Origin of the sequence: Salinispora fenicalii, from assembly GCF_000514815.1 — a bacterium.
GTDB classification, from domain to species: domain Bacteria; phylum Actinomycetota; class Actinomycetes; order Mycobacteriales; family Micromonosporaceae; genus Micromonospora; species Micromonospora fenicalii.
This window is the reverse complement of the sequence record NZ_KI911471.1, coordinates 216,322-240,204: the sequence shown is the minus strand read 5'-3', so window position 1 is coordinate 240,204 and position 23,883 is coordinate 216,322. Positions and strand designations below refer to the sequence as shown.

The window sequence follows — 23,883 nt, the reverse complement described above, 5'->3', positions numbered from 1 at the left end:
GCTGCCGCAACGTTGGTTGCGATCCTCGCCCGGCGCGGAGGCCGGGCGCAGCGGTTCGTGAGCAGCAGGAATAGGATTTCGTTGATGCATAGTTGGATCAACTACGGCCCGATTTGTTCAATTAATCCTTATTTTTGGGTTCGGAACCTCCTGGGCTTCTCGCGTTAGCTTGGGGTTCCTAGATCACCAATGCCCCCCGTGGGTCGGTCTGGCGCGGCTTGCCGAGGTGTTCGACATCGTCGAGGGCATGGGCTGGTAACCGGTAGATGCGGATGCTGTCCTGGGTTGGGTTGATCGCTTCTTGGAGGGCGCTAACAAGGCGTACTTTGTCGGGTTCGCGGCAGACGACCTCGAATACGGACTTCTGTACGCGGTGGCCGTACGCTTCGCAGACTTTGGCGACCTTGCGTAGTCGGCGTTGCCCTTCGGGGGTGGCTGTTTCGACGTCGTAGGTGATGAGGAGGTCCATGAGTCAGTTCACCGTCCATGGCTGATATGAGGGCAGGTCTCCACGGAGGTGGCGTGCGAGCAGCCGGGCCTGCACGAGTGGCAGCAGCGCGGCGGGCACCTCCCGGTGAAGTTGCGCGTGGGGCCAGTTGCGCTGTCTGCTTTGCTGCCAGGCGGTCAGCACGGTCTTTCGTCCGCTGTCGGTGAGCCGGTAGGCCTTGTTTGGTAGTTCTTCGAAGTCAGTTGCGGTCAGCTCTCGCCGGTTGAGCATGGTGAGTGCGAGCCGGTCGGCCAGGAGGGGCCGGAACTCTTCCATCAGATCGAGGGCAAGAGCTGGTTTGCCTGGCCGGACGGCGTGTAGGAAGCCGATGTAGGGGTCGAGTCCGACTTGGTCGAGGGCGCCCTGTACGGCAACGCGAAGCATGCCGTACAGGAAGGAGAGAAGGCAGTTCAGCGGGTCGGTGGGTGGTCGTTTGTTTCGCCCGGAGGCTTTCCAGTCCTTGCTTTCGGTCAGTAGGTAGGGCATGGCGGCGAAGTAGTCGCGGGCGGCGATGCCTTCGACGCCGAGCACCTCGTTGTTGCTGGCTGCGGTGGCGAGCAGGGCGAGTCGCGCGGCCAGCAGTTCGGCGCTTGCCCGCAACGCGGTCTGGCGGTGGCCGCTGGTGTCCCGGGCGGCGCGGAGCAACACTTGTCGCGAATTGTGTATTTTGCCGGCGACAGTGGCGATCGCGATTGGCAGTTGTTGTTCCAGTGCGTCGGCAGCCCGGTGTTGGGCTTGGCGGAGTAGCGGGTTGCCGTGGGTGGGGCCGACGAGGCTGGCCCGAAACCGTCCGCTTCCGGTGAGCCAGCTGACGGGGCGGCCGTCGTCGGCGCATCGCAGCAGCAGGTCGTCGCTGGGCGTGACGCCGGTGAACAGGACCAGGTGGTCGAGACGGACGAGTGGTAGCAGCCGGCGTCCGGGCTGGTCGGGGTGGTACACCCGGACGGTGTCGCCGTCGAGGTGCAGGCTGGTGCCGGGGGTCTGCACGTAGAGGGTATTGAGCAACTCAGTCACGCCACTGTCCCAATGGTCGTGGGGCCAACAAGTCGTGTGTGGTCTGCTGCCGGCCGTCGGTCAACTCGGGTAGGCAGTCCTCCCGGAGCGAGCATCGTCGGCAGCGGGCGTCGTTGCGGGCTGTCGGCAACGCCGGGGTGTCCAGCAGCCGGCGCACCGCGTCGGCCGCCGCCATGACCCGGTCGAGCAGGTCGGCGTCGATGGGTACGGCGTGTCGGCGCCGTTCAGCAACCGAATAGATGTAGCCGGTGGGCACCTCGAAGCCGGCTTCGAGGAGGCAGAGTGCCTGCCCGGCGAGCTGCAGTTCGGCGGGCCCGTCGGCCTTGTAGCGTCCGACCTTGTATTCGACGGGGGTGGCGGTGCCCTCTTCGAACTCGACGATGTCGCAGATGCCGCGCAGGCCGTAGGTGTGGCTCCATACAGGGAGCGACCGGATTACGGTGAGGCCCCGGCGACGCCGGAGGCCGGGCAAGTCGACGGTGGTGTGGCTGAGATCGCCGCGTACCGTCTCGACGTTTTCCGACCAGACGCCCTCGATGTGAATCAGCGCCGTCTGCCGGTGGCAGTAGGCGTAGTGCTCCAGCGCGGACAGCGGCACCTCCCGCAGGTCGGTGTCGCTGTCCGCCGGGTGGCCGCCGGTCACGGCCAGAGGTCAACCAGCTTGGTCAACTCAACACCATCCGGTAGGCCCGACTCGTCAACGGCACGGGTGTAGTCGGTGTGGGCGCGCGGCGCCTTGTCAACGTTGTGCCGCTCAAGCGTGATGCGCTGGGTGAGTGCCGCCGCGGGCGCGGCCCCCAGCCCGTCCGGGTGGCTGAACACGTAGAGCCCGCACAGCTTCATCTCACCCCGGGTGGCGGCCCGGTCATGATCAAACATGACCATGATGGCCTGCCACAACGCGGCCAGGTCGTCACTGGTCACGCCGGTCTTCGCGGCGCGGGGCGCGGAGTAGAACGCGTGCGCCCGATATAGGCCGTACGGGACAGTCCACTTGGAGCCGATCTCGGTGCTCTCCCCCTTGTCGATGTCCTCCTGGCGAGTCTGGGTAACCCGAGTGATGGTGTGGTCGGTGGGCAGGATCGGGTCGATGCTGCGGGCGAAGGTGAGCTGGAGCGGGCCGCGGACCTGGCCGGCACCACCGCCCTTACCGGTGCTGAGCACACCGCCGAACATCCGGATGTCGAAATAGTGGTCGCACATCCACCGTTGCGCCTCGTTGGCCTTGCCCGGGTTGGCCTTCAACGCCGCATCGATCCGGGTGTTCAGGGCGAAGCCGGCCTCGACGAAGATGCCGTAGCGCGGGTTGTCGCCTCGCACCAGCGACACCGTGTCACGGATCTTGCGTTTGATCGCGACGTCGGTGACCAGGCCCTGCCCGCTCTCGTCGTCGGTACGCGGCTGGTTACCGGCGTCCGGGTCACCGTTGGGGTTACCGTCGCTGACATCGAACAGCAGGACGGCGTCGTGGCGGCGGGTCGGGTCGAGGTGTGCGGCGGTCATGCGTCGTCTCCTTCGTCGTCGGCGGTCGGCGTCGCGTCGTTGCTGCCCGAGGGAAGGTCAGTCTTCTTCTTGTTCGCGGCGGCCGCCATTCGTTCGGCCCGCAGCTCGGCGCGCTGCTGGTGGTAGCCGAGGATGAACTGGGCCTTGTCGGTTAGCACCGCACCGTTGGGGATCGCGTCGAGCTGGACAAACAGGTCGTCGAGTCGACGTTCGTACGCCTCGGACCAATTCGGCCGGCGCAGGGGCCCACGGAGCCGTTTGAGCCACGCCTGCACGTTACGGCGGCCGGAGACGATGACGACCTGCGGGTTGTCGATGGCCCGGCCGAAATAGCGCTCGGCGAAGGTGGTGTTCAGCTTCTGGTCGGCGACCCGGAACACGGTCCGTTGCAGGTCGTCCATGACAGCGAAGATGCGACCGGACACGTACGCCGGCTGCTTGTGCTCCACATTCAAGGTTGGGGTCAGCCTCTCTCGGTCATGCTGGGGCAAACTCGGATGGCGGCGCAGGGCGAGCCGGATCAGTGCTGCTCGGGCCGCGTCGAGCCGGCCATCGATCCGGATCCGGTGGATGACATGGTTGAGCAGCTTCGGCGGCAACGGCCGCTTGAGCAGCGCGGCGCCGAGCAGCCGGTGAAACACGTCAGGCGGTCGATGCTCGCCGGACGCACCGAACTTCGTCCAGGTCCCGGGGCCGCCGTTGCGCCCGGCCTCGAACCGCCCGGCCACTCGCGCCAACTGAGAGACCTTGACCTCCACCACCTCACCGGTCCAGGCGTCGATGATCCGGTGGTCGTCGAACCAGACCCGGACGTTGTTCTTCACCTGGCGGACCGGCTGCTCCACCCAGTCCCGGACGACGACCCGGGCGACGTTGCCACCTACCGTCACCGAGCAGTACCGGGACACGTCCTCTACCGTCACTTCCCTGCCGTCGGCGGGAGCCGCGATCAGGTTTCGAATCTGGGTCGGGTCCAGCTGTTCAACCGTCGCCCACGGGTCGAAGGTTGACCCGCCCAGCACCCACCAGGCGAGCCGGGCGTTCTGCCCGGACACGGCGGTGCTGTGCAGCGGGTCGGAGAGCAGATCGGTCAGCGCGGTCATGAACTTGAGGCCGCAGTCGGCGCAGATCGGGGTGTTGGTGAGAAACTTCTGCAACTCGTAGCCGTGCACGGCCTCGTTCATGCTGACCAGCGACGCACTCTGGGTGGCGCCGGGCAACCACCGCCGAGGGATCTGCTGCGGCACCGTCTTGAGCAACGGCTGCACCTGCCCGCAGACCAGACACAGGCCGGATCGCCCCGACCCCTTCCGGTCACCGGCCACCCCGGCCCAGAACCGCTTCGCCGGGTTGGTGTCCGCCGCATAGGCTCCGTCGACCTCGAAGCTGATCAGGTCACCCTTGCTCCAATCCGCGGGCGGCCGAAGCCTGCCGGCATGCCCGTTCCGGTAGAAGGCGACGATGGCCGGCCCCAGACCGTCCGGTTCAGCGGCGGCCCACTCGGTGATCAGCGCGCGGAAGGCATCGTGCTGCTTCACTACCCGCTCCGGCTTGGCTCCCTCCGACAGCCAGCCGAAGACGTACTCGCCGTTGTCGACCGCGAGCGCGGGCGAGATCCCGACAGTTCGGGTCACCGCTGGCACCAACCGGGACACACCGAAGCGCCGGTGCGGGTCGTCCTTGTCTGCCGTGCTGACAAGGTCTCCAAGGGGCACGCCGGTGCCGTCGATCGCCAGGGTCCATCGGACGGGCTTGCGGGCGTAGAACGCCGGGATGGCGTCTTTGCTGGTGTCGGCGTACTCCACCAGCCGTTGCAGGAGCACTACGTCACCTGGCCTTCCACCGGCAACGCCAGCTCGATGCCATGCTCGGGCACGTAGAGCACACCGGCGACGACCCGGGCGGCGAACCACTCCATCCGAGGCTGACCCGGCTTGCCGTCACGGTGAATGGAGTGCAGCATGATGCCGATCTCCTCGTTGACGTCCGCCCGCGGGGTGTCATCCGGCCAACCGAACTCGGCGCTGAACTCCCGGGTGCCCAGGTACGGCTGCTGGAAGCAAGCTCCCTTACGGACCCGGCGACGAAGCTGATCCCGATACGCCGCGACCGGCTTGTCCGCATGCCCGGCCACCTCGACCTGAGCATGAATCCGATACGCCACATCACGCAGGCAGACGGCGTTGCGCTGATCGCGATGAGCCGCGGTGTCCACCCTGCGGGTGCCCTTGATCGCCTCGGACAGCGGCGCGACATCGGACGTCTCGTTCCGCCGGACCGAAAACTGCTTCACCGGCTTGAGCACCTCGATCGCCACAATCCGGTACCGCATCTCCGGCTTCCAGAAGATCGATTCGAGTACCCCCACCGCGGCCGACGGGGTCATCACCGGATAGCTGACCCGCTCCACCTTTAACTCCGGCCGTGAAAACAACGCCGCGTCACCACTGACCTGCACCACCACTGGAAGATCGCCCTCCGCGCTCCGCCGCAGCGTCAGCCCATTGACCACATCCCTCGTCACAGCACAATCCCTCCCAAGATCAGATCTAGTCGAACACGCGATCTAGGACTCACCGAAGCAGCGGATCAGCGGATCCTCGCATGACAGGTGCGACGATCCATGATCGGTATGACAAAGTCCGCCGTTGATCACCCGGAAAATTCCGTCATCGGCCAGTGACCATCCGGCATGGACCGTATGGCGTACGGTCCATGCCGGTAGCGGCGAACGCTCTCCGGCCAGCATCTAAGGTTGCGATCCCCAGCACCACAGGCACTGCAGGCGCCCGAGTCAACTCGGCGCTGGCAAAGCCTACCTCACTTCCTTAGGTGCTGGGCCGGACGCAGTCCGGAACAGCACCTAAATATTGACAGGCCCCCGTACCTGAGGTAGGAACAAGCGGGCCAGGGCGCAAGCCTGACTCCGAATTGGATGAGCACTGTCCCGAAGACGAACGGTCCGCTGCGCGCACAGCAGACCGCCCAGATCCCCACCGTACGACCAGGCCGAAGGGAACCACATGACGGTATAGCAAAGCCGTAACCGCAGGCCACCTGCCCGAGACCCGGATCCCGAAAGGCCTACTCTTCTGCCTCTCCGCTGGGCAGTCATCATGGGGCTCAGCGCGGCCGTCGGCATCTTGGTCGGCACGGCCGAGAGCCTTCCTGCGGGCGTGCTGGCCAGTCTAATAGCGGCCGGCGGGCTACACAAGATCATGAGCTGAGATCGGGTCCACCAGGTGGGCGCACTACACCTTCGTCCACCTGGTCTCTCGGCCACGCTTCAGAGAACAAAATGCTCTAGATGTGGATCGAGGGTGATGCCGGTGGCATGGTCGTACTCGCCGACCCATTCGACCAGAACGCCCTTCCGCACTTCGCTTCCACCCAGGATCGGCCGCAGTAGTGCCGTCACACCGGGCTGGCGCAGGGTGCTTGGGTGCAGGTTCGTCGTGTACGCCTGCAACCGGCGAAGCTTCGTCAGGTCCGGGACCGGCGCCTGGCGCAGTTCCTCGACCACTTGCTGCAGCTTACTCCGCAGTTCAGGTGTTTCGGCCCCTTGTGGCGTCACCACACTGATCCCGACGTCGCTGATCATCCGGAATGCCATCGTCCGATCCCGCCGCTTGTCGCTCGCGTCGATCGGCCCGTCGGACACGGTCTCGAACTCCCACCGCTGCCGGGCCTGCTGAATGCGCTGCCCGACGTGCTGGACATCCTGAAGATTGAGCTCGCCGTACACGTTGCGGTAGTAGCGTCCCAGCGCCATCAGGTCGTCCGGGTCAGCCTTGTCTGGTCCGAACTGGCGTCCGGTGCAGCCGACTAGTGTCTTATATGTGGGCGGCTGCCCGCCGTCCGCCGGAGCGAACACGACCACCCGTCCGCCATCGGTCATCCGCCCCTCACGGTTGGCCCGCCCGGCTGCCTGAAGCAACGAGTCCGCCGGCGCCAACGCACGGAACACCACCGGGAAGTCGATGTCTACCCCCGCCTCGATCAGCTGGGTGGCCACAAGCAGCACGTGCTCGCCCTGACCCAGGCGCACTCGTACGGCTTCCAGTACCCGCCGCCGATGGTCCGGGCACATCCGGGTGGACAGATGCCACGCCACACTGCCCGCACCGGTCTCACGCCACCGGTCGTACACCGTCTTCGCGTCCGCGGTCGTGTTGACCACGACCAGCGCGGCCTGCTCAGATGCAGCCTGGTCGGCGATATCGGCCAGCGCGGGCTTCGGGTCGAGTTGCCACTCGTACCGCACTCTCCGCAGATCACTGACCAGCTTCGGCGTGTCGTGGATTAGGTCCGTGCAGGGCACGTCCTTGAACTCGTCCAGCGCCCAGAAGCTCGGCTGGGTCGCCGAGGACAGCAGCACAGTCACGCCGAAGTGGCGCACGAGCAGCCGGATTCCGTCGAGGATCGGGGCGAGCATCGCGTGCGGTAGTGCCTGCACCTCGTCCAGCACGATCACTGACTTGGCCAACCGGTGCACTCGACGCATCGCTGACGGCTTGCGGGCAAACAGCGACTCGAAAAGCCGGACGAAGGTCGTGACCACAAACGGCGCGTCCCAGTTCTCGGTCGCCAGCCGCGCCCATCGACCGGTTCCCGGGTCGTCGATGTCGACCTGGCTGTGGTGTTCGAGAACGACCTGATCGGCCCCGTCCTGGTCGAGCAGCCGACGGTAGACGGCCGCGTTCTGCTCGGTGATGGTGAGGAACGGAACCGCGACGATCACCCGACGAAGCCCGTGCTTCTCCGCGTGCCGCAGTGCGAACCCGCCGCTCGCGAGCGTCTTCCCGGCCCCGGTCGGCGCACCGAGGCGGAATACACCACGCTCTCGCTCCGCCGCCGCCAGACAGTCGGCGTAGACGCGCTCCCGCAGACTCCCGACCGGAGTACCACCACGGCCCGCGAGTTCGTCGCCCCTCCGTTGCTCGAACACCTTGTAGAGGTGCCCGAAGTCGGCATCCGGACGCACCCGCGGACCGGACAGCCCGTGAAAGTGCGCACTGGTGTCCAGGCTGTCCGCGTCAACCAACGCGCTGTAGCACATTCGCAGCGCCATCTCCCCTACCAGCAGATCCCGCCACTGAGGCGGCACCAGATGATCGAACCGCTCCGGCAGGTCTGGCAGCAGTCCCGGCAACTCCCGCTCAGCAGACACCGCGTTGCCGGGTGCCTCGGCGAGTCGACTCCGATACCTCTCGCGCAGGTTGGGCGTGTCGATCAGCCCCCCGTGATGACCGAAGATCGCACCAGCGAACCCAGCGAGTCCGCGCTCGTACGCAACCCGGGTGCCGAGCGACTTGTGATCGATGCCCACCCGTCCGCCGGTGGAGGCGACGACGGTTAGTCTGTCCTGCCAGGCGCAGGACGCTTTGCCCACGTCATGCAACGCCCCCAGCCAGTACGCCACCTCACCACCGCCGAACGGAATGCTGAATTGCCGCGCCAGCTCCGCCGTGCCACGAAGATGATCGCCAAGAGAATGCCACTGACCGCCGGCAAGACCAGGGCTGTGCGCCCGGAGAGAAGTCATACCGGACACTATCGGAATTCACGAAAAATGTTGAGCTATCTCGCCGTGAAGCCCTCGCGATCGTGGCCGGGTCGTGTGCGGGTGAGAAACTGTGGAGCGCAGAGGTTGACCGTCCGTACAGGGATTAGCGACGGCAGTGTCGGCTCCTGTCGACTCCGCCTGAAAAAGTTCAGTCGGCATTGACAGGCAGATCCTTCGCGCTTTCGGGTGCGTACCCGGCCGCGCGCCCGCACGGTCCGTATCTGTGGCGGATCGGCGAGGACACCAGCTGTCGTACCCCTGCGTCAGGGTGCGGGCATGGTGAACGTAGAGCTGCTGCGGCCCGTGTTCCAGACGGCTTGGGGACCTGACACATGCGACCCGGTTGACCTGGCTGATTGGCAGCCCGGAAATCCGACCCGGGGCCAGTGCGGAACAACCGCACTGGTGGTCCAGGAGTTGCTGGGTGGCGAGCTGATCCTCGGTGAAGTCCACGTCGATGGCGTGAAGACTGGCTACCACTGGTGGAACCGGCTCCCCGACGGCACAGACGTCGACCTGACCATCGGGCAGTTCCACCCCGGTGAGATCGTCACCGGCGGCGCGGTCCGCCACCGCTCACCCGGATCGCCGCTCGGGCGCTGCCGTGGCCAGTACGAGCTGCTCCGGCACCGGGTGCTCAGCACGCTGGCCGACAAACACCCGAGACTGAGTGTCGACCGTCCCGATCTCGCAGGTCAGGGACGCAGCCACGCACCTGCCAATGATTCGCCCACTCGGCCGGAAGGACCGCCCATCCGCATCGCCGTGGTCGCGCTGACTGATCCGGCCGGTGCGGTGCTGCTTCAGCTCCGTGATCCGCACGCGGAGGCTGAGCCCGGCCAGTGGGCGCTTCCTGGCGGGCACGTCGAGGCCGGCGAAACTCCGGCGCAGGCCGCCGTCCGGGAATTGACTGAGGAGACCGGCCTGACCGCAAGTCTTCGCCCACTGTGGCAGGACCTACGGTCAGACCTGACCGGCGCGGCCTCAGCCGTCGAACTACACGCCTTCACCGGCACCACCGAGGAAACGACGATCGTGCTCGGCGAGGGCCGCCCAGCGCGGTTCGTGCCGGTCAGGGAACTACCCGAGGTCGACCTGAGCCCAACGGCAGCAGCCGTACTGCACCAGCATCTCAACGGCATTGCGGAAGCGCCAGCAGACACCGATCGGTCACGGCGTTCGCCCAGCCGCGCAGGGCGCCCTACACGGCCATGAAAGGCACCGGGTCGATTGCGACCGGCCTCGCTGGCTCACCCCGCACATATACCTCGAAGTGCAGGTGCGGGCCGTACGAGGCGGCCATGAACGAGGCAATGCAGTGGCCAGCACGACTGACCAGCGCGGCCGTGCTGGTCCGCGTCGGGGTGCTCGCTGGCGCGGACCGCCGGAGCATCGAGACGTCCGCGGCGCGAGCCCGCGGCTAGGACCTGCTTGGCTCCGCCGAGAGCGCCGAGCTATTCGGTGTGTCCACGGCGCGAGTTCGCCAGCTCGAGCAACGCCCTGACTTCCCGGGCACCTGCAGTCGAACTCGCCGGAGGAGGATGTACCGGGCGGACGACATCGCCACTTCGGCATAGGATGCCACCACGTCCCCGGACGACCACGCAAACACGCGTAACCTGGCACAGTGCGGCCCCGCAGCTACTGGCGTTCTGCGGGGCCGCACTGCCGGCCCACCGACCCCTGCCGTCGTCGGAGCTGTCGGCGGGCTGCCCTGAGGCGGCAGGCTCAGCAGACGCCTCAAACGCCGCTATACCCAGGTCCTGCCCTCCGCTAGGGACGTATCCTGCCCCACCAGCGGCGATCCACAGTACAGCCGCCGCGGCAGCGATCCACAGCCCCTTTCGTCACCGTCACAGCCTCATGATTCCTAGCCAGCGCCTGGGGGTCCCGACGGCACCTCGCTCAGCGCGGGTGTTGTGTTGTCGGTGTCGGCGGGTAAGGCGGACGAGTGCGGCGCCGGTGAGGATGAGCAGGGTGGCGGTGCTGATGGTGGTGAGCAGGTTGGGGCCGGTGATGGGGAGGTCGGGGTCGTCAGGTGCGTTCGGGTGGCTGCCGTGCTCCATGAGCACCTGCCGGTGGAGATTCCCCGGCCGCTCGGCTGGGGCTGAGCGCGCACCGAGCGCTATCGTGCTGACGGCAACGCATCGAAAGGATCGACCGCGAATGAGCCCAGACCGAACGGTCATGCCAGGGCAGGTCTGGGGTCTCTCAACCCATGACTCGACTGGCCCGATCTTCGTGACCAGCTTCGCCGGACGCAACCTCGACACCACGGTGCTCACCGCCGTCGACCCCGCGGGCAGGGTCATCTGGCAACGGACCTTCGAAGGGCGTCCCCGCCCGCCGCGAGTCACCCCGGCCGGCACGGTCTGGCTGTCGCAGCGTGGCCCCACCGGTCACACCTTCACCGAGATGGGTCCCGACGGCCAGGTCCTCCGCTCGGTCGTCCCGGAACATCAAGCCCACGAACACCTCGGCGCGTTCGTCCTGCTCCCCGACGGTTTCTGCGTGATCTGGCTACCAGCCAGCCCTTACCGCCAGGTTCCACCCGGTCAGGCTCCCCGCGTCGCCCGGCACACCCAGACCGGCGCCGTCACCTGGTCCACACCGCTGCCGCCCGCTGAACTGTCCTCCCCCGGCGTTGTTGAAGCGGGCGTGGACACCGACTGGGAACTGCGTCCGAAGAAGCCGTGGCGACCACGAACGATCTCGGTCGGCTACCGGGAGCCGCTGCTGGTCTCCGCCAACCGAGTACTGGCCGACATCACCGATGCCAGCAGCGGCATCGGCGTCTGCACCATCCTCGACGCCACCACCGGCGCGATCGTCACCACCACCCCGCCCGGCCCTTACATGCACAAGGCCATCACCGGACCCGGGTCCTTCCTCATCGGGCAGCAAGGCTACGGCGCGTTCACGACAACGCACTACGACCCGGACGGGCACGCGCAACAGACCTGGCCCAGCCACGGCATGATGCTCGTCGACCACCACGGCGCCATCAGCGGCGCCGAATCCGAGAACGTCACTCCGTCGCGGTCCCGGTTCCGTGTCCTCAACCCCGACAGCTCCGTGAGCGACGGCCCGCTGCTGAGCGGCTACTACACCACCTATCCGGCGCTGGACGCCGATGGCACGGCCGTGCTCTGGCGCGACGGCAAGCTCCTGGCCGTCGACCCCGATCTCCAAGCCCGGACGCTGTTCACCCAGGACGACGACCGAGCCGTGATGAGCAGAATCCTGCTACTCGAACGCGGCCGCGTCGCCTTCAGCCTGCACGACGAACTGCTCCTCTTCCGCAGCACCGGCCTATCGCAACTCGACCACGGCTCCTGGCCCTGCGGCGACGGCAACCTCCACGGCAACCCCGTCCGCACATGAATAAGCCTGTGACCTCGCTCACCGCAACGGCGCCGAATCGCCACACGAACAGCCATCTGGATGCTGTCTTGACCGTCCGGAGTCACCGCAGTCGAATCACCACACGATGGCGTTCGCACACGGTCAGTGCGGACACAAGGAGGACCTACGTCACCCACCTCATCGAGGCCGGCCACGACGCCCGGTTCGTCCAGGAGCAGGTCGGCCACGAGCACGCCTCCACCACCTCGATCTACACCTGCGTCTCGTCGGACTAACGCACCAATGCCCTGCGCCGGCACTTGGACGCCACGACCGTGGCTGCGTTCGCCACCCAGACCGGGAGGAAGGCATGAAACGCAAGGTCAGCTACGAGTGGCGGCTACACGAGGCGATGGCCCAGCACAAGATCTTCACCGCCACCGACGCAATGCCCCTGCTGCGCGACCGCGGCATCGACCTGTCCGCCTCGCAGGTCCACCGGCTGGTCTCCGGCACCCCCCGAGCGGCTGTCGTTGCAGGTGCTGGCCGCGTTCTCCGACATCCTCGGCCGACTGATCACCAGCGCGAAGAACGCCGGCGTCCGCAAGACCGCCACCGGCGACCTGCCGGCCCCGCCCACGGCGAAAGGTTCCGGCCGCGCCCGGCCCTGATCCTGCCCGGCGAATGAGCCCCGCCTACAGCACCGCTGAGCAGTACGAACGTACAGGGAACGACCGTCTAGGGTGGGCGCGGTGAACGAACTGCGGACAGCCCGCCTCTGCCTGCGGCCCTTCCGTTTCGAGGACGTCTCGGCTGTCCACGCTTATGCCGGCGATTCCGAGGTGGTCCGCTACATGGACTGGGGCCCGAACAGTCTCGCTGACACGGAGGCCTTCGTCTCGTTGGCCGTGAACCCGCCGGACGACGTCCATCCGTTCGCCGTCGAACGCTCGGACGCCCTGATCGGCGCCGTCGAGCTCCGGGTCACCGCCGCAGCCCACCGCCGCGGCGAGTTCGGCTACGTCCTGGCTAGATCCGCCTGGGGTCAGGGCTACGCCACCGAGGCAGCCGCAGCTGTGCTCACCTACGCCTTCGAACAGGCAGGACTGCACCGGGTCGCTGCCACGTGCGACCCGGCTAACGTCGCCTCCCGCCGCGTCCTGGAGAAGATCGGTATGAAGTACGAGGGCCACCTCCATGACTACCTGCACATCCGAGGTGAGATGCACGACCGCCTTCTCTTCGCTGCCCTCCACCCATGACCACCTCACTTAGACGGTGCAGCGCCCCTTTCCAGCGAGGCGTCAGACGACTCAACCAGCATCACGGATGGTGATGACTGGCCTGGAATCGGCGACAGTTGAATAGGCGCTCTCACCAGTACCGACACCCGGGCCCTCATACGCGGTGCCCCTGGTCCGAAGGGTCGGGGTGACGGACGCTGGACACACGACGACGGCCGGCCGCCTTCAGCGTCCGACACGGCCCCGCGGCTTCCGGGGGCCGCCAGCCTGAGCCGGCTGAAAGGGACACACCTTGTGCGCTAGTTAGTGGCCCTTGGTGGTACGGGCGCGGTTGCAGTTGGTGTTCGGGCCTGGCGGGTTGCCCGGCTGCCGCGCCCTGGGGCGGCCGTCCAGGCCGTCCCAGGGGTTGCCTTCGACCGCGTTCTATCGGCTGGCCTAGTCGTAGCTTCCAGCCCGGAACCAACGGCAACGCTGGTCAAGCGGCGGCNCCTGGGTGGTCGGCGGCGAGGTCACACGCGGCGACCTTCACGCCCGGGTAGACGTGCTGGTTGGGGTGGTCGGTGTCTAGCAAGTAGCCGTACTTGCCGTTGAGGTCTTTGATCGAGGTCCGGACGTACGACTCGCACTTGGCGTGAAAGTCCACGCTGGTCACATCAGCTCCTCGCAATCGACTGCCCGCACGCAGATGCGGCTGCACGAGATAGGCCAGCCTATAGCACGGTTGGTCTATTCCCGTCAAGAGGGAGTTTTTTGTGGCGTGCGAACATCGGGCTGTAGGGCGGTCAGCCGCGGCCGGCACCCCAGCTTCCAGATGCAGCCGCAGCACCCGCCACCGATGCAGCGCCTGTGCCCGCACGGCCTCCGGCAACTCGGCTAGACCGGGCCACGACGGCGGAAGGGGCGAGCCGCGCACCACCGTAGATTAGGTGCAAATTGTCAATATTCGAGTGGGGCACGCGGACTGTTCCACATTCTTGAAAGTGGAACAGCAACCAGGAATCCATTCGCGACGCCGACAAACGGCACCCACCCGTTCCACAATTCGTCCCACAATGGGTGTTCCGAAAATGCGGTTCAGCGCCGACTTCCGGTACGATCTCCGGATGGCTGCCGCCGCACCGCACCCTCCAGCCGGGCTCGACCTCGGCTACGCCCGTGTCTCCACCACCAAACAGAGCCTCGAACGGCAACTCAATGCTCTTACCGCGGACGGCATCCCAGACGAGCAGATCTTCACCGACAAAAATCCGGCACCACAATCAACCGCGAGGGCCTGGCGGCACTACTGCGCTACGCGCGAGCAGGCGACACGATCGTCGTGCACACCCTCGGCCGCAACCTCCGCGAGGTCCTCAATCTCGTGCACGACCTCGCCGAGAAGCGTATCGGCGTACGGTCCCTCGCAGATCCGCTGCCGATCAATACCATCGATGAGGGCATGGGCCGCATCGCCTTCCTGCTCCTAGCACTGTTCGCCGAGATGGAACGGACCTTCACCGCTGAACGCGCCGCGCATGCCCGCGCCGCAGCCGAGGCCAAGGGCCGGCACGTTGGCCGCCCCATCGCGCACTCCGCCGACAAGATCGAATACGCCCGGCTACTGAAGGCCCAGGGCACCAGCCTGGGAAAGATCGCCGCCAAGACCGGCATCCCCAAGACCTCCCTGCACCGCTACCTCGCGGACCCAGCCTCGGCGGAACTCGTGTGAGCGCGTTCGATCTCGACGCTGAGCTGTCCGGTGACGCCGCATTTAGGCTCGTGGCGCCCTCATTCGTGCGGCTGTTCTGGCGCACGTCGGTGCTGGATACCGTCGTCGCGACGCTGCGGGAACAGGGCTACCAGGTGGTGCGGCTGGACGCCTCCACTTGGCCATCGGAGGCGGATCTGCATCGTGACATAGCCGCGGCGCTGCACTTTCCCGACTACTACGGCCACAACCTCAACGCGCTCAACGACTGCCTGAGCGACGTGGTCACCTACGACTACGGCACCACCCCGGACGCGACCGGTCTGGTGCTGGTCTTTACCGGCTACGACACCTTCTCCCGCCGCTGTCCCTGGACAGCGCAGGTCGTCTTGGACATCATCGCCGGCCAGGCCCGCGCAGCGGCACTGTTCGGGCACCGCGTGTGCTGTCTGGTGCAGACCAACGACCCGGCCATCCGGTTCGAACCAGTGGGCGCGACGCCGGTGGCATGGAACGACGCGGAGTGGCTCGACTCCACCCGTCAGCAGGACCGGCCATGACCGGGTACCCCTGGCCCAACCCGCGCGACGACGACCCGGACCGGCTCCGGAGGGCCTGGCCGACAACCGTGCAGGCGCTACCCTGCGGAGCACGGGTCACCGGCACAGTCATCGCCCGAAAGCCGTTCGGCGTGTTCATCCGCATCGACGGCATGCCCGACGCCCTGGGATACGCCGAGAGCACCGCGATAGCCCACGACGTCGTCCCGCCCCTCGGTACTACAGTCACCGGCGAAGTGACATGGCATGTCAGCCTCACTCACGAAGTTCAGCTACGCCTGCTCGTCGCGCTGCAAGGGCCCGACGCCTCTATCAGCGCGAACGATGTACCAACCGCTGCGGCCCGGCTTGTGCACCTCGCACACGCCTTCATCAACTTTGCCAATGGCACCTTCCAGTGGGTTGACCTTCAGCACTTCCGCCTACCCGAAACAGCGGACGACGACGGCGCCCTCCTGGCTGCACTGATCGCACACGAGCGTTTCGGCGACAACTACGCCGGTGGCGACCCCGGTGGAGACCCCGAACGGCACGGCCCGTACTGGCGTGAACGGATCAGGCCCGCCTGCTACGACCCGATCGACGCCGACGCGGCCCAGCGGCATCTACGCGCCTGGGCCGAGCAACACGCACCGCTTCCGGAGCACCTGCGGCCCGGCCTGGAGCGGGAGGCGTACCAGCGGCTACGCGCCGCCGACCGGGTGTACAAGCTACGCGACCTCGGCCCGGTGGCCTTCCACGACTGGGGCGGCGTCCACACCGAATTCCACGAACTGGTGCTCATTGACCGGGTAAACCACACCCTGTCTCTGTTGGTCGCGGCCGATGACTGAACACCACCGTGACCCGCGAACCCCCACACCGGTCACGGTGGCGGCCTGGTTCGTGCTCGGCGTCGCACCCACCGAAAGCATCCCCTGGTGGGCCGCACAATGGCTGGCCGACGGCCACGACAGCCCAGCATTACGGGAACTTGCCGGGCTCAACGGCCGAGACTCGCACACCGTCAACGACCTGCTCCCGGCCACCCTGGCCGAGCTGGGAATCGCACTGCCATCCACCACCATGGCAGCAGCCGCCGAAGCATTCCGACAACTGGCCGAGAGATGTGCCTGTCTGAACGCGCAGGCGAGCTCTGGGTCACCCAGCAAGTCGAAGACATCATCGAACGCGCGGACTACGACAACGAGGTGATCGACCTTCCCCTAGGCCAGCTCTACGGCACCGAGGACGCGTGGCAAGGCGGCTGGGGGGCCACCGATCGAGGAACTCAAGAACACGGTGCGAGCCTGCTGCGCAGCACAACTACGCGCCACTCAACCGTAGAGTTCCACCGCCACTAACCGGCGAAGGTCACATGTACGGGGTTGACCGGGCCGGCTTGTCGTTCCCGATCTTGTTCGGGAAACGGTCGATTCTCGAACAAGATCACAAATTTACAGAGGCTGAACGAAAGTACGATGCGCAGAACTAGTTGCGATCATCGCAACTAGATGCGCAAAATGTAAGACATGACTCAACGAGACATCTTCACCGACGTGGCCGCAATCCTGTGCCCCATCCCGCAACCTGAACGCGGCGAGGAACATGACGACGGATTCCTCGCCGCGCGCGACCAAGCGGCTGAAGAGCAGGAGAACATCGTCTGGAACCTACGGATAGCGTGGGAGGATGATGATCATGACCCGTTGATCGACGCATTGGCCGGCGCCCGCCGCGCCAAGGAGCAAGCCGAACAGCGGATCCGCCAGCTGATTGCATACAGCCGCGAGTTCGTCCAGCCCCGTCCCTACACACTGGGCGACGTGGCCGCCGCCGTTGGCATGTCCATCTCCGGCGTGCGTACCGCCTACAGCCACCGCGACGTCGCCCAGGTAGCCGACGCCACCGGTGCAAAGCCCCGAGAGTGGCGAGCCCCCGACCCCGACGACGGGCAGACGGTGGCATGAGCACGACGGCCTGCCTCTGCCCGATGCGCGGCACCTCTACGCCATGATCGAAGGCACCCGCTACAAGGTGGACCCAAGTCTCGCCGACACCGCCACCAGCCTGCTGTTCCGGGCCTGGTGCGCCGGCTGCGGTGCTGAGTACACCCACCCGTTCCGCATCAGCGCCACGCATGCCCAGGCGGCCTAAACGGGCACGCCCGTAGACGTTGATCTCGCCGCCCAACCCCGGCCCCTCACCTGCCACTGATCTCGCATCTCACCTACCGGGATCGCAGGAAAGCGGCGAGATGGTCCCTGCGACTCGCATCGCAGGACAGCCGGCTCCAGGTGCAGGGCTAGATCAACTGCTTAGCGTTGTTTTTGGGCCGGAAACTACGGACGGGCCAAATTCGGTGCGCCGGCAGCGATCGTGCCCAGCAGCGGAACCTGTATGCCAGAGCGTGAGCTCGATTCGTTTAACGCATCTGGGCAAGTAGATGGGCGGGCGTCAACAGCACGTGGCCGATGACCGGTCCGCCCCGCCGAGCTCGGTCCCACCAAGCCGTCACGCCCGGGTCCGGCCCAGTGAAGCAGCCGCGCCGCTGCAGCTTCACTGGGCCGCGTGGCAGATGGTCGGGTCAACGAACCTAATTTCAGCGGGAAGTCTCAGATCCACTTTGGGGCAGGACACCAACACTCGACCACGCGGCAGTGACTGCGGGCGTGGTTACACCATAACAGTCATTATGATGCATCGGAATTTTGTCCGTTTTGTTCCTTCCCAGGGATTATCGGATTACCGGTAATAGCAATTCGATAATTAAGGCCGCCTCGCAGCCAGGTAGGCCCGTGCTGGAGTAGCTGTCCCCGTTCTCAGTTCTCGGCTGAACTGGCGGAGTCTCAGGCGACCTGTCGGCACAGGTGGCGGAGTCTCATCAACTTACCGACCCTGTCCGTCAAGCCGGGTCAACCCCAGTGCCCCTGGTCCGAAGGGTCGGGGTGACGGACGCTGGACACACAACGACGGCCGGCCGCCTTCAGCGTCCGACACGGCCCCGCGGCTTCCGGGGGCCGCCAGCCTGAGCCGGCTGAAAGGGACACACCTTGTGCACTAGTTAGTGGCCCTTGGTGGTACGGGCGCGGTTGCAGCTGGTGTTCGGGCCTGGCGGGTTGCCCGGCTGCCGCGCCCTGGGGCGGCCGTCCAGGCCGTCCCAGGGGTTGCCTTCGACCGCGTTCTATCGGCTGGCCTAGTCGTAGCTTCCAGCCCGGAACCAACGGCAACGCTGGTCAAGCGGCGGCCACCTTGTGCGCTAGTTAGTGGCCCTTGGTGGTACGGGCGCGGTTGCAGTTGGTGTTCGGGCCTGGCGGGTTGCCCGGCTGCCGCGCCCTGGGGCGGCCGTCCAGGCCGTCCCAGGGGTTGCCTTCGACCGCGTTCTATCGGCTGGCCTAGTCGTAGCTTCCAGCCCGGAACCAACGGCAACGCTGGTCAAGCGGCGGCGCAAGCGACACCCGTTGCCCTGCGGTAACGGACTCTGACCAGCGATGCCGTTGGGCTTCGGCGGATTACTACGGCTAGGCCTATCCAGCCGACCACGCCGTTTCGGGTGTACGACGGTGACCGGTCCTCACCATTCGGTGCCGCTTGTCCGGACCTCACCGTCGCGGCGGAAGCCGCGCTCGATCAGGCCCGCGCCGAATCCAACGGTGCCCGGCAACTCCTGGGGATACTCACGATGGGCAGCCACCGCCGGGAGACATGGGAACGGCAGATCACCTTCCTGAAAGATGTCGGCGTCCCGGCCGGCTTCCTGCCGGATGAGACCGAGTTGGACCTGCGGTTCCCCGCCGGTCAGCCAGCGACGGCCGCCGGGCGCAGGTAGCTGTAGACCGTCTCGCGACTGATCCCGAACTCCTTGGCCAGCGCGGACTTGCGCTCACCGGCGGCGACGCGCTCGCGCAACTGCTGCGCCTGCTCGGCGGTGAGGGCGGGTTTGCGGCCGGTGTACACGCCGCGCTGCTTGGCCACGGCGATGCCCTCGCGTTGGCGTTCCAGAGCTTCGGCCGGGCGGTGTCCTTGCCGAACGCCCTGTCGGTAAAGACCCGCTCCACCTCGATCCCATCGAGCTGCCGAGCCGTGTTCTGGTCGACGGTACTCACTCTGACGTACCCGACGCGCATCGTTGCGCCCTCTCCGACCCGGTTCTGTCAGGTTGGACTCTATGGGCCGACCGGATGAGCGTGAGAAAACGCCACACTGGACCCTAGTCTGACGTACTCCGGTGTCGACCCATGGGTGTGGTGTTGGGGAATACCCCAACACCACACCCACTATCAGTGGGCGTCGGACTGTGACTGCGCAACCGATGCCGCAGGCTTGGTCGCCCAGATGATCCCTTGCAGGGTCTTGTCCCCGGCCTCGGGCTGCTTGACGACCGTGGACCACAGGTGAACGCCAGCCTCGCGCAACAATGTCACCACGTCGTCGGGATCCTGCCGATAGAAGTCCAGGTCGACGGACTTGCCTAGCGCCTCGTCATAGTGCACCCGCTCGTCACCGATTTGGAGAGCCAGCATCAGTCGTCCACTCGGCGCGAGTACGCGACGGAACTCGGCGAAGACCTCCGGCCGCCGCTCCCACGGCACATGAATGATCGAGTAGTAGGCCAGTAGACCGCCAAGGCTGGCATCCGACACCTGCAGCGCCAGCATCGATCCGACTTCGAAGCCAAACTCCGGATACGTCTGGCGCGCCAGCGCGACCATCTGCGGTAACAGGTCGATGCCGAACGCGTCCAACCCGAGCCGGTGCAGCAGGATCGTGACCCGGCCCGGTCCGCAGCCCACGTCCGCGACCCGGATGTTCCGCTCAGCCGAGGTTGGCCTTCTCGAGCGCGGCGCAGCAGGTGTCGACCATGAGAGCGGTGACGACATACGGGTCGACGTTGGCGTTGGGTCGCCGGTCCTCGATGTAGCCCTTCTTGTCGACCTCGACCTGCCAGGGGATACGCACGGAGGCACCGCGGTTGGAGACGCCGTAGCTGTACTCGTTCCACGGGGCGGTCTCGTGCGCGCCGGTCAGGCGGGACTCGACACCGGCGCCGTAGCTGCGGATGTGCTCCAGCGGCTTGTCGTCACGACCGAGGGACTCGCAGGCCTCGATGATCGCGTCGTAACCCTCGCGCATCGCCCGGGTCGAGAAGTTGGTGTGCGCGCCAGCGCCGTTCCAGTCGCCCTTGGCCGGCTTTGCATCCAGCGTGACGGTGATGCCCGCGTCCTCGGCAGTGCGGTGCAGCAGCCAGCGCGCGACCCAGAGCTGGTCGGCGACCTCCAGCGGGGACAGCGGGCCGACCTGGAACTCCCACTGGCCGGGCATGACCTCCGCGTTGATACCGGAGATCGACAGACCAGCAGCCAGGCAGTTGTCCAGGTGCTCCTCGACCACGGCACGGCCATGGATGTCACCGGCGCCGACGCCGCAGTAGTAGCTGCCCTGCGGGGCCGGGTATCCGCTGTCGGGGAAGCCCAGGGGGCGGTGGCCTTGGAAGAACGTGTACTCCTGCTCGATGCCGAACAGCGGCTCCTGGGCCGCGTACCGCTCGGCGATCGGGCGCAGCAGGGCGCGGGTGTTGGACCTGTGCGGCGTACCGTCGATGTTGAGGACCTCACACAGCACCAGCAGGTTGTCGCCGCCGCGGATCGGGTCGGGATAGCTAGCGACCGGCTGGAGCACGCGGTCGGAGCTGTGTCCCTCAGCCTGGCTGGTGCTGGAACCGTCGAAGCCCCAGAGGCCCGGCTCGACGCCATTGGCGATGATCTTCGTCTTCGACCGCAGCTTCGCGACCGGCTCGGTGCCGTCGATCCAGATGTACTCAGCCTTGTAGACCATGTCTCTCTCTTCCTGTGATTGGGCGCTGGTTGGCCCGTGAAATGTGGACGGAACCCGCAGGCCGCGGATCCGCCGGAACGAGGTGGCTGGCGTCGCCTAGCGCACGGGTGCCGGCGCCGAGGTGAGCAGCGCCACGACGCTGTCGTGCGCTCCCCGCTCGGCGTCGGAGAGCGGAGTACCTCCCCAGCGGTCTTGCACCTCCGGGGAGGCCCCCCGGTCCAGGAGGTACCGGACCACCTCGACGTGCCCCTCGGAGGCAGCCAGGTGAAGCGCCGTCCGCTTGTCGTAGTCCATGGAGTTCGGGTCCTTGCCCGTGGCCAACGAGATCCGGACGAGGTCCAAGTCCCCCTGGTTGGCCGCCCACAGCAACCGCATGGTCGAGGCGACCTCTTCCTCGTTCTTCCCGCGCCGAGGATCACGCTTGCCGGAGACCTCGCCTGGGGCGAAGGAGTCGTACACGTGGAAGTTGAAGCGGCTCACCAACTCCTTGCAGAAGGCGACACCACGTACGGAGTTGCCCAACGCGTCGAGGCGCGGGGACCAGACGCAGATGCCCATCACGCCGGGAACCACGATCATGAGGCCGCCGGCGACGCCGCTCTTCGCGGGCAGGCCGATGACGAAGGCGAACTCGCCGGAGTAGTCGTACATCCCGCAGGAGGACATCAGCGACAGGCACTTGCGTACCGTGTCGGCCGAGAAGATCCTCTCGCCGGTCAGCGGGTTCACTCCCCCATTGGCCAGCGAGGCGGCCACGACCGAGAGCGACCGGGCGTCGATCTCGATCGAGCAGCACTGGAAGTAGAACTCCAGCGTCTCCATCAGGTCGGTGTTGGCAGGGAACGACCGGTGTTCGCGCATGAAGTGGCCGAGAGCGAAGTTGCGGTCAGCCGTCCGGCGCTCCGAGAGGTAGACGGCGTTGTTGAAGCCGATCGCCCCACCCCCGGCCAGCCGGCGCCAGGTCTCGGCAACGTGGTCGAAGCGGTCGGCCGTTTCCCAAGCGGGACGCACCAGGGAACAGCACATGATCGCCCCGGAGTTGATCATCGGGTTGTGCGGCAACCCGTCGCTGTTGAGCGTCAACTCGTTGAACCCGCGGCCGCTCGGCTCCCGACCGACGTGCTGGTGCACGAGGTCGGCGCCGTGCTCCTCCAGCGTGAGGCAGTAGTTGATCGGCTTGCACATCGACTGGACGCAGAACAGGTCGTCCGCGTCCCCGACCGCGAAACGCTGCCCGTCCACGGTGCAGAGAGCGATCGCGAACTTCTCCGGATCGACACGGCCCAGCTGCGGGATGTAGTCGGCGACATGCCCGCCGTCGACGCTCTTGAGACCCTCGAAGACCGTCGTGATCTCGGCCTGGAGCGCGGCGAAGTCCGGGATGACGAAGTCCCCCAGGATCGCTCGCTCGACGACACCACCACCCTTCTTGCACAGGGCGATGAAATTGTCGAGGTCGATCCGGGAGTCTCCCCCGCCCTCCGCGGCCTGCCGCAGCTCGGCCCACACCTCGGAGGCGCGAGGATCTGAGTCCGAGATGCCGGACTCCCGGAGGCGGGTGCCGAGCTCCGCCGTGGAGATCCTGCCCTCCGCGTCGAGGCTGAAGGACTTGTGAAGCTTGCCGTAGTGCCTGACCGCGAACTCGTCGGCCCCCACCGGTCCACCGCCAACGATTCCGGCCAGCCTGCGGCCGGAATCGTGCAGCCGGGTACCGGACTTCTTCTTGGTCGCAGCCATGATGGGGTTCCTACTTCCTGACCAGGGACGACAGACATATCGGCGCGCCCGACCGCCAGCCGTTCGAGGTGGCGTGTCGTGTGGGTGCTTCGTACGAGGCGTGCTCCGGAAACGTCCTGACGGAGCGATCTCGGTTAGACCATCTAAACATAGCACAGCAATGTTATGCAATCCTGGAGGTGCAGTCAGGAGGAAAGACCCAGCGGTCCGTACCGGGGGCCGACCGGAGTACGCCGGAGACCGCAATAGGCGTTTCAGGGTTGGGTTGAGCTGTGGATTTCCCTTGAAGAACCACGCGGCGCACCCTGCCTGGCGGGGCCGACCGAGGTGTGGTTTCGGGGTGTGCCGCCGGCGAGGGTGTCGTACTTCGCTGGCGAGGCCCGCGTCACCGACGCGTCGGACTTGCGCCGGTACGGCGACGGCAAGCGGCGGGCGCTGGTGGTGGCGCTGTTAGACCAGGCGCGGGTGCGGGCCCGCGACGAGATCGCGACGATGCTCTGCAAGCGGATGGGCGCGATCCACAAACGGGCTCGGGAACGCTTGGAGGAGCTGCGGGAGGCGACCCGGGCCGAGTCGGAGCGGCTGCTGTCAGCGTTCGGCGACGTCCTCTGACCACCGTGTTCCACACCAAGGGCGCCGAGGCGCTCAGTCGCTGGTCAGGTCTGGTTGCCAGCCTTGCTTGACTGACTGTCGGCACCGGTTGGGGTCGTCTCCGGTGGCGGTGAAGAGTGCGGTCAGCAGGAGGGGGCCGTGGGCGAGGGTCGGCCGGGGCAGGGGGCCGGTGGCGACCAGGGAGACCAGGCCGTGGGCGACGGCCCAGCTCTGGGTGGCCAGTTCGAGGGGGGTGGTGTCGGCGCGGTAGCGGCCGGCTCGCCGGCCTCGTTCGGCGGCTTGGACCAGGTACTCCAGGGTGTCGTCCGCCGCCT

The 23,883-nt window shown here is 66.6% G+C and carries 23 protein-coding genes and 4 pseudogenes; 14 read left to right on the top strand and 13 right to left on the bottom strand.

The window, feature by feature from the left end:
* Nucleotides 1-178 precede the first annotated feature (178 nt).
* The 7 genes from cas2 to B116_RS0118965 all read right to left on the bottom strand — a co-directional run bounded on the left by cas2 (nucleotide 179) and on the right by B116_RS0118965 (nucleotide 8,549).
* Nucleotides 179-469, bottom strand: a complete 291-nt coding sequence (cas2, locus tag B116_RS0119000; protein ID WP_027660980.1) for a CRISPR-associated endonuclease Cas2 — start codon at nucleotides 467-469, stop codon at nucleotides 179-181.
* Between the two features lie 3 nt (nucleotides 470-472).
* Entirely contained in the window at nucleotides 473-1,501 is a 1,029-nt protein-coding gene (gene cas1c, locus B116_RS0118995) for a type I-C CRISPR-associated endonuclease Cas1c (RefSeq protein ID WP_027660979.1), read from the bottom strand.
* The gene (gene cas4, locus B116_RS0118990; protein WP_027660978.1) at nucleotides 1,494-2,144 is read right to left on the bottom strand and encodes a CRISPR-associated protein Cas4; all 651 of its coding nucleotides are present in this window, start codon (nucleotides 2,142-2,144) and stop codon (nucleotides 1,494-1,496) included. Before cas4 ends, cas1c begins: the two co-directional genes overlap by 8 nt.
* Nucleotides 2,141-3,004, bottom strand: coding sequence for a type I-C CRISPR-associated protein Cas7/Csd2 (gene cas7c, locus B116_RS0118985; RefSeq protein WP_027660977.1), 864 nt, complete (start codon nucleotides 3,002-3,004; stop codon nucleotides 2,141-2,143). Before cas7c ends, cas4 begins: the two co-directional genes overlap by 4 nt.
* Nucleotides 3,001-4,827: a type I-C CRISPR-associated protein Cas8c/Csd1 gene (gene cas8c, locus B116_RS0118980; protein ID WP_027660976.1), complete on the bottom strand. Its 1,827-nt coding sequence runs from the start codon at nucleotides 4,825-4,827 to the stop codon at nucleotides 3,001-3,003. Before cas8c ends, cas7c begins: the two co-directional genes overlap by 4 nt.
* Nucleotides 4,827-5,516: a type I-C CRISPR-associated protein Cas5c gene (gene cas5c, locus B116_RS0118975; RefSeq protein ID WP_027660975.1), complete on the bottom strand. Its 690-nt coding sequence runs from the start codon at nucleotides 5,514-5,516 to the stop codon at nucleotides 4,827-4,829. The genes cas8c and cas5c overlap by 1 nt, the downstream gene beginning before the upstream one ends.
* Nucleotides 5,517-6,290: 774 nt before the next feature.
* The gene (locus B116_RS0118965) at nucleotides 6,291-8,549 is read right to left on the bottom strand and encodes a CRISPR-associated helicase/endonuclease Cas3 (protein WP_082312843.1); all 2,259 of its coding nucleotides are present in this window, start codon (nucleotides 8,547-8,549) and stop codon (nucleotides 6,291-6,293) included.
* Between the two features lie 297 nt (nucleotides 8,550-8,846).
* On the opposite strand from B116_RS0118965, the gene B116_RS25440 reads away from it, so the two are divergent.
* Nucleotides 8,847-9,785 carry a YunG family protein gene (locus B116_RS25440; protein ID WP_050591891.1) on the top strand — a complete coding sequence of 313 codons (939 nt, stop codon included), beginning with the start codon at nucleotides 8,847-8,849 and terminating at the stop codon, nucleotides 9,783-9,785.
* A gap of 86 nt (nucleotides 9,786-9,871) precedes the next feature.
* A complete protein-coding gene (locus tag B116_RS28690) occupies nucleotides 9,872-9,994 on the top strand; it encodes a hypothetical protein (RefSeq protein ID WP_263404929.1) in 123 nt (40 codons plus the stop codon).
* Between the two features lie 481 nt (nucleotides 9,995-10,475).
* Here B116_RS28690 and B116_RS29145 read toward each other — a convergent pair.
* Nucleotides 10,476-10,618: pseudogene (locus B116_RS29145) on the bottom strand (permease); the annotation flags it as partial.
* 118 nt (nucleotides 10,619-10,736) lie between these two features.
* Between B116_RS29145 and B116_RS0118945 the strand changes: the two are divergent.
* From B116_RS0118945 to B116_RS0118885, 11 genes and pseudogenes are all read left to right on the top strand, one after another.
* On the top strand, nucleotides 10,737-11,954 hold the full coding sequence (locus tag B116_RS0118945; RefSeq protein WP_223874618.1) for a hypothetical protein: 1,218 nt from the start codon (nucleotides 10,737-10,739) through the stop codon (nucleotides 11,952-11,954).
* Nucleotides 11,951-12,208: pseudogene (locus tag B116_RS28405) on the top strand (tyrosine-type recombinase/integrase); the annotation flags it as partial. The gene B116_RS0118945 and the pseudogene B116_RS28405, both read left to right, overlap by 4 nt.
* A gap of 77 nt (nucleotides 12,209-12,285) precedes the next feature.
* Entirely contained in the window at nucleotides 12,286-12,603 is a 318-nt protein-coding gene (locus tag B116_RS25425; protein WP_397540820.1) for an XRE family transcriptional regulator, read from the top strand.
* A gap of 64 nt (nucleotides 12,604-12,667) precedes the next feature.
* Nucleotides 12,668-13,177, top strand: coding sequence for a GNAT family N-acetyltransferase (locus B116_RS0118930; protein ID WP_027660971.1), 510 nt, complete (start codon nucleotides 12,668-12,670; stop codon nucleotides 13,175-13,177).
* A 943-nt stretch (nucleotides 13,178-14,120) separates the two neighbouring features.
* Nucleotides 14,121-14,867, top strand: coding sequence for a recombinase family protein (locus tag B116_RS28810; protein ID WP_317888972.1), 747 nt, complete (start codon nucleotides 14,121-14,123; stop codon nucleotides 14,865-14,867).
* Nucleotides 14,864-15,406, top strand: a complete 543-nt coding sequence (locus B116_RS0118915) for a barstar family protein (RefSeq protein WP_027660970.1) — start codon at nucleotides 14,864-14,866, stop codon at nucleotides 15,404-15,406. Before B116_RS28810 ends, B116_RS0118915 begins: the two co-directional genes overlap by 4 nt.
* Nucleotides 15,403-16,239, top strand: coding sequence for a hypothetical protein (locus B116_RS0118910; protein ID WP_027660969.1), 837 nt, complete (start codon nucleotides 15,403-15,405; stop codon nucleotides 16,237-16,239). The genes B116_RS0118915 and B116_RS0118910 overlap by 4 nt, the downstream gene beginning before the upstream one ends.
* Nucleotides 16,232-16,732 (top strand): annotated as a pseudogene (locus B116_RS25415) (hypothetical protein). The gene B116_RS0118910 and the pseudogene B116_RS25415 overlap by 8 nt, the downstream one beginning before the upstream one ends.
* Nucleotides 16,733-16,917: 185 nt before the next feature.
* Complete coding sequence (locus tag B116_RS0118895; RefSeq protein WP_027660967.1) at nucleotides 16,918-17,355, top strand: hypothetical protein; 438 nt, start codon at nucleotides 16,918-16,920, stop codon at nucleotides 17,353-17,355.
* Between the two features lie 43 nt (nucleotides 17,356-17,398).
* A complete protein-coding gene (locus tag B116_RS27610; RefSeq protein WP_223874615.1) occupies nucleotides 17,399-17,542 on the top strand; it encodes a hypothetical protein in 144 nt (47 codons plus the stop codon).
* A gap of 1,396 nt (nucleotides 17,543-18,938) precedes the next feature.
* A complete protein-coding gene (locus tag B116_RS0118885; protein WP_027660966.1) occupies nucleotides 18,939-19,214 on the top strand; it encodes a hypothetical protein in 276 nt (91 codons plus the stop codon).
* Here the strand turns inward: B116_RS0118885 and B116_RS29140 are convergent.
* From B116_RS29140 to glsA, 4 genes are all read right to left on the bottom strand, one after another.
* Nucleotides 19,184-19,360 (bottom strand): helix-turn-helix domain-containing protein, encoded by a 177-nt coding sequence (locus B116_RS29140; RefSeq protein ID WP_223874614.1) that lies wholly within the window; start codon nucleotides 19,358-19,360, stop codon nucleotides 19,184-19,186. The genes B116_RS0118885 and B116_RS29140 overlap by 31 nt on opposite strands.
* 305 nt (nucleotides 19,361-19,665) lie before the next feature.
* Nucleotides 19,666-20,265 carry a class I SAM-dependent methyltransferase gene (locus B116_RS25400; RefSeq protein WP_082312842.1) on the bottom strand — a complete coding sequence of 200 codons (600 nt, stop codon included), beginning with the start codon at nucleotides 20,263-20,265 and terminating at the stop codon, nucleotides 19,666-19,668.
* Nucleotides 20,201-21,220 carry a glutamine synthetase gene (gene glnII / locus B116_RS0118870; protein ID WP_027660965.1) on the bottom strand — a complete coding sequence of 340 codons (1,020 nt, stop codon included), beginning with the start codon at nucleotides 21,218-21,220 and terminating at the stop codon, nucleotides 20,201-20,203. The genes B116_RS25400 and glnII overlap by 65 nt, the downstream gene beginning before the upstream one ends.
* Nucleotides 21,221-21,316: 96 nt before the next feature.
* On the bottom strand, nucleotides 21,317-22,957 hold the full coding sequence (glsA, locus tag B116_RS0118865) for a glutaminase A (protein WP_027660964.1): 1,641 nt from the start codon (nucleotides 22,955-22,957) through the stop codon (nucleotides 21,317-21,319).
* A 342-nt stretch (nucleotides 22,958-23,299) separates the two neighbouring features.
* On the opposite strand from glsA, the gene B116_RS25395 reads away from it, so the two are divergent.
* Nucleotides 23,300-23,569: a hypothetical protein gene (locus B116_RS25395; RefSeq protein WP_188116047.1), complete on the top strand. Its 270-nt coding sequence runs from the start codon at nucleotides 23,300-23,302 to the stop codon at nucleotides 23,567-23,569.
* A gap of 33 nt (nucleotides 23,570-23,602) precedes the next feature.
* Here the strand turns inward: B116_RS25395 and B116_RS25390 are convergent.
* Nucleotides 23,603-23,883 (bottom strand): annotated as a pseudogene (locus tag B116_RS25390) (WHG domain-containing protein); the annotation flags it as partial.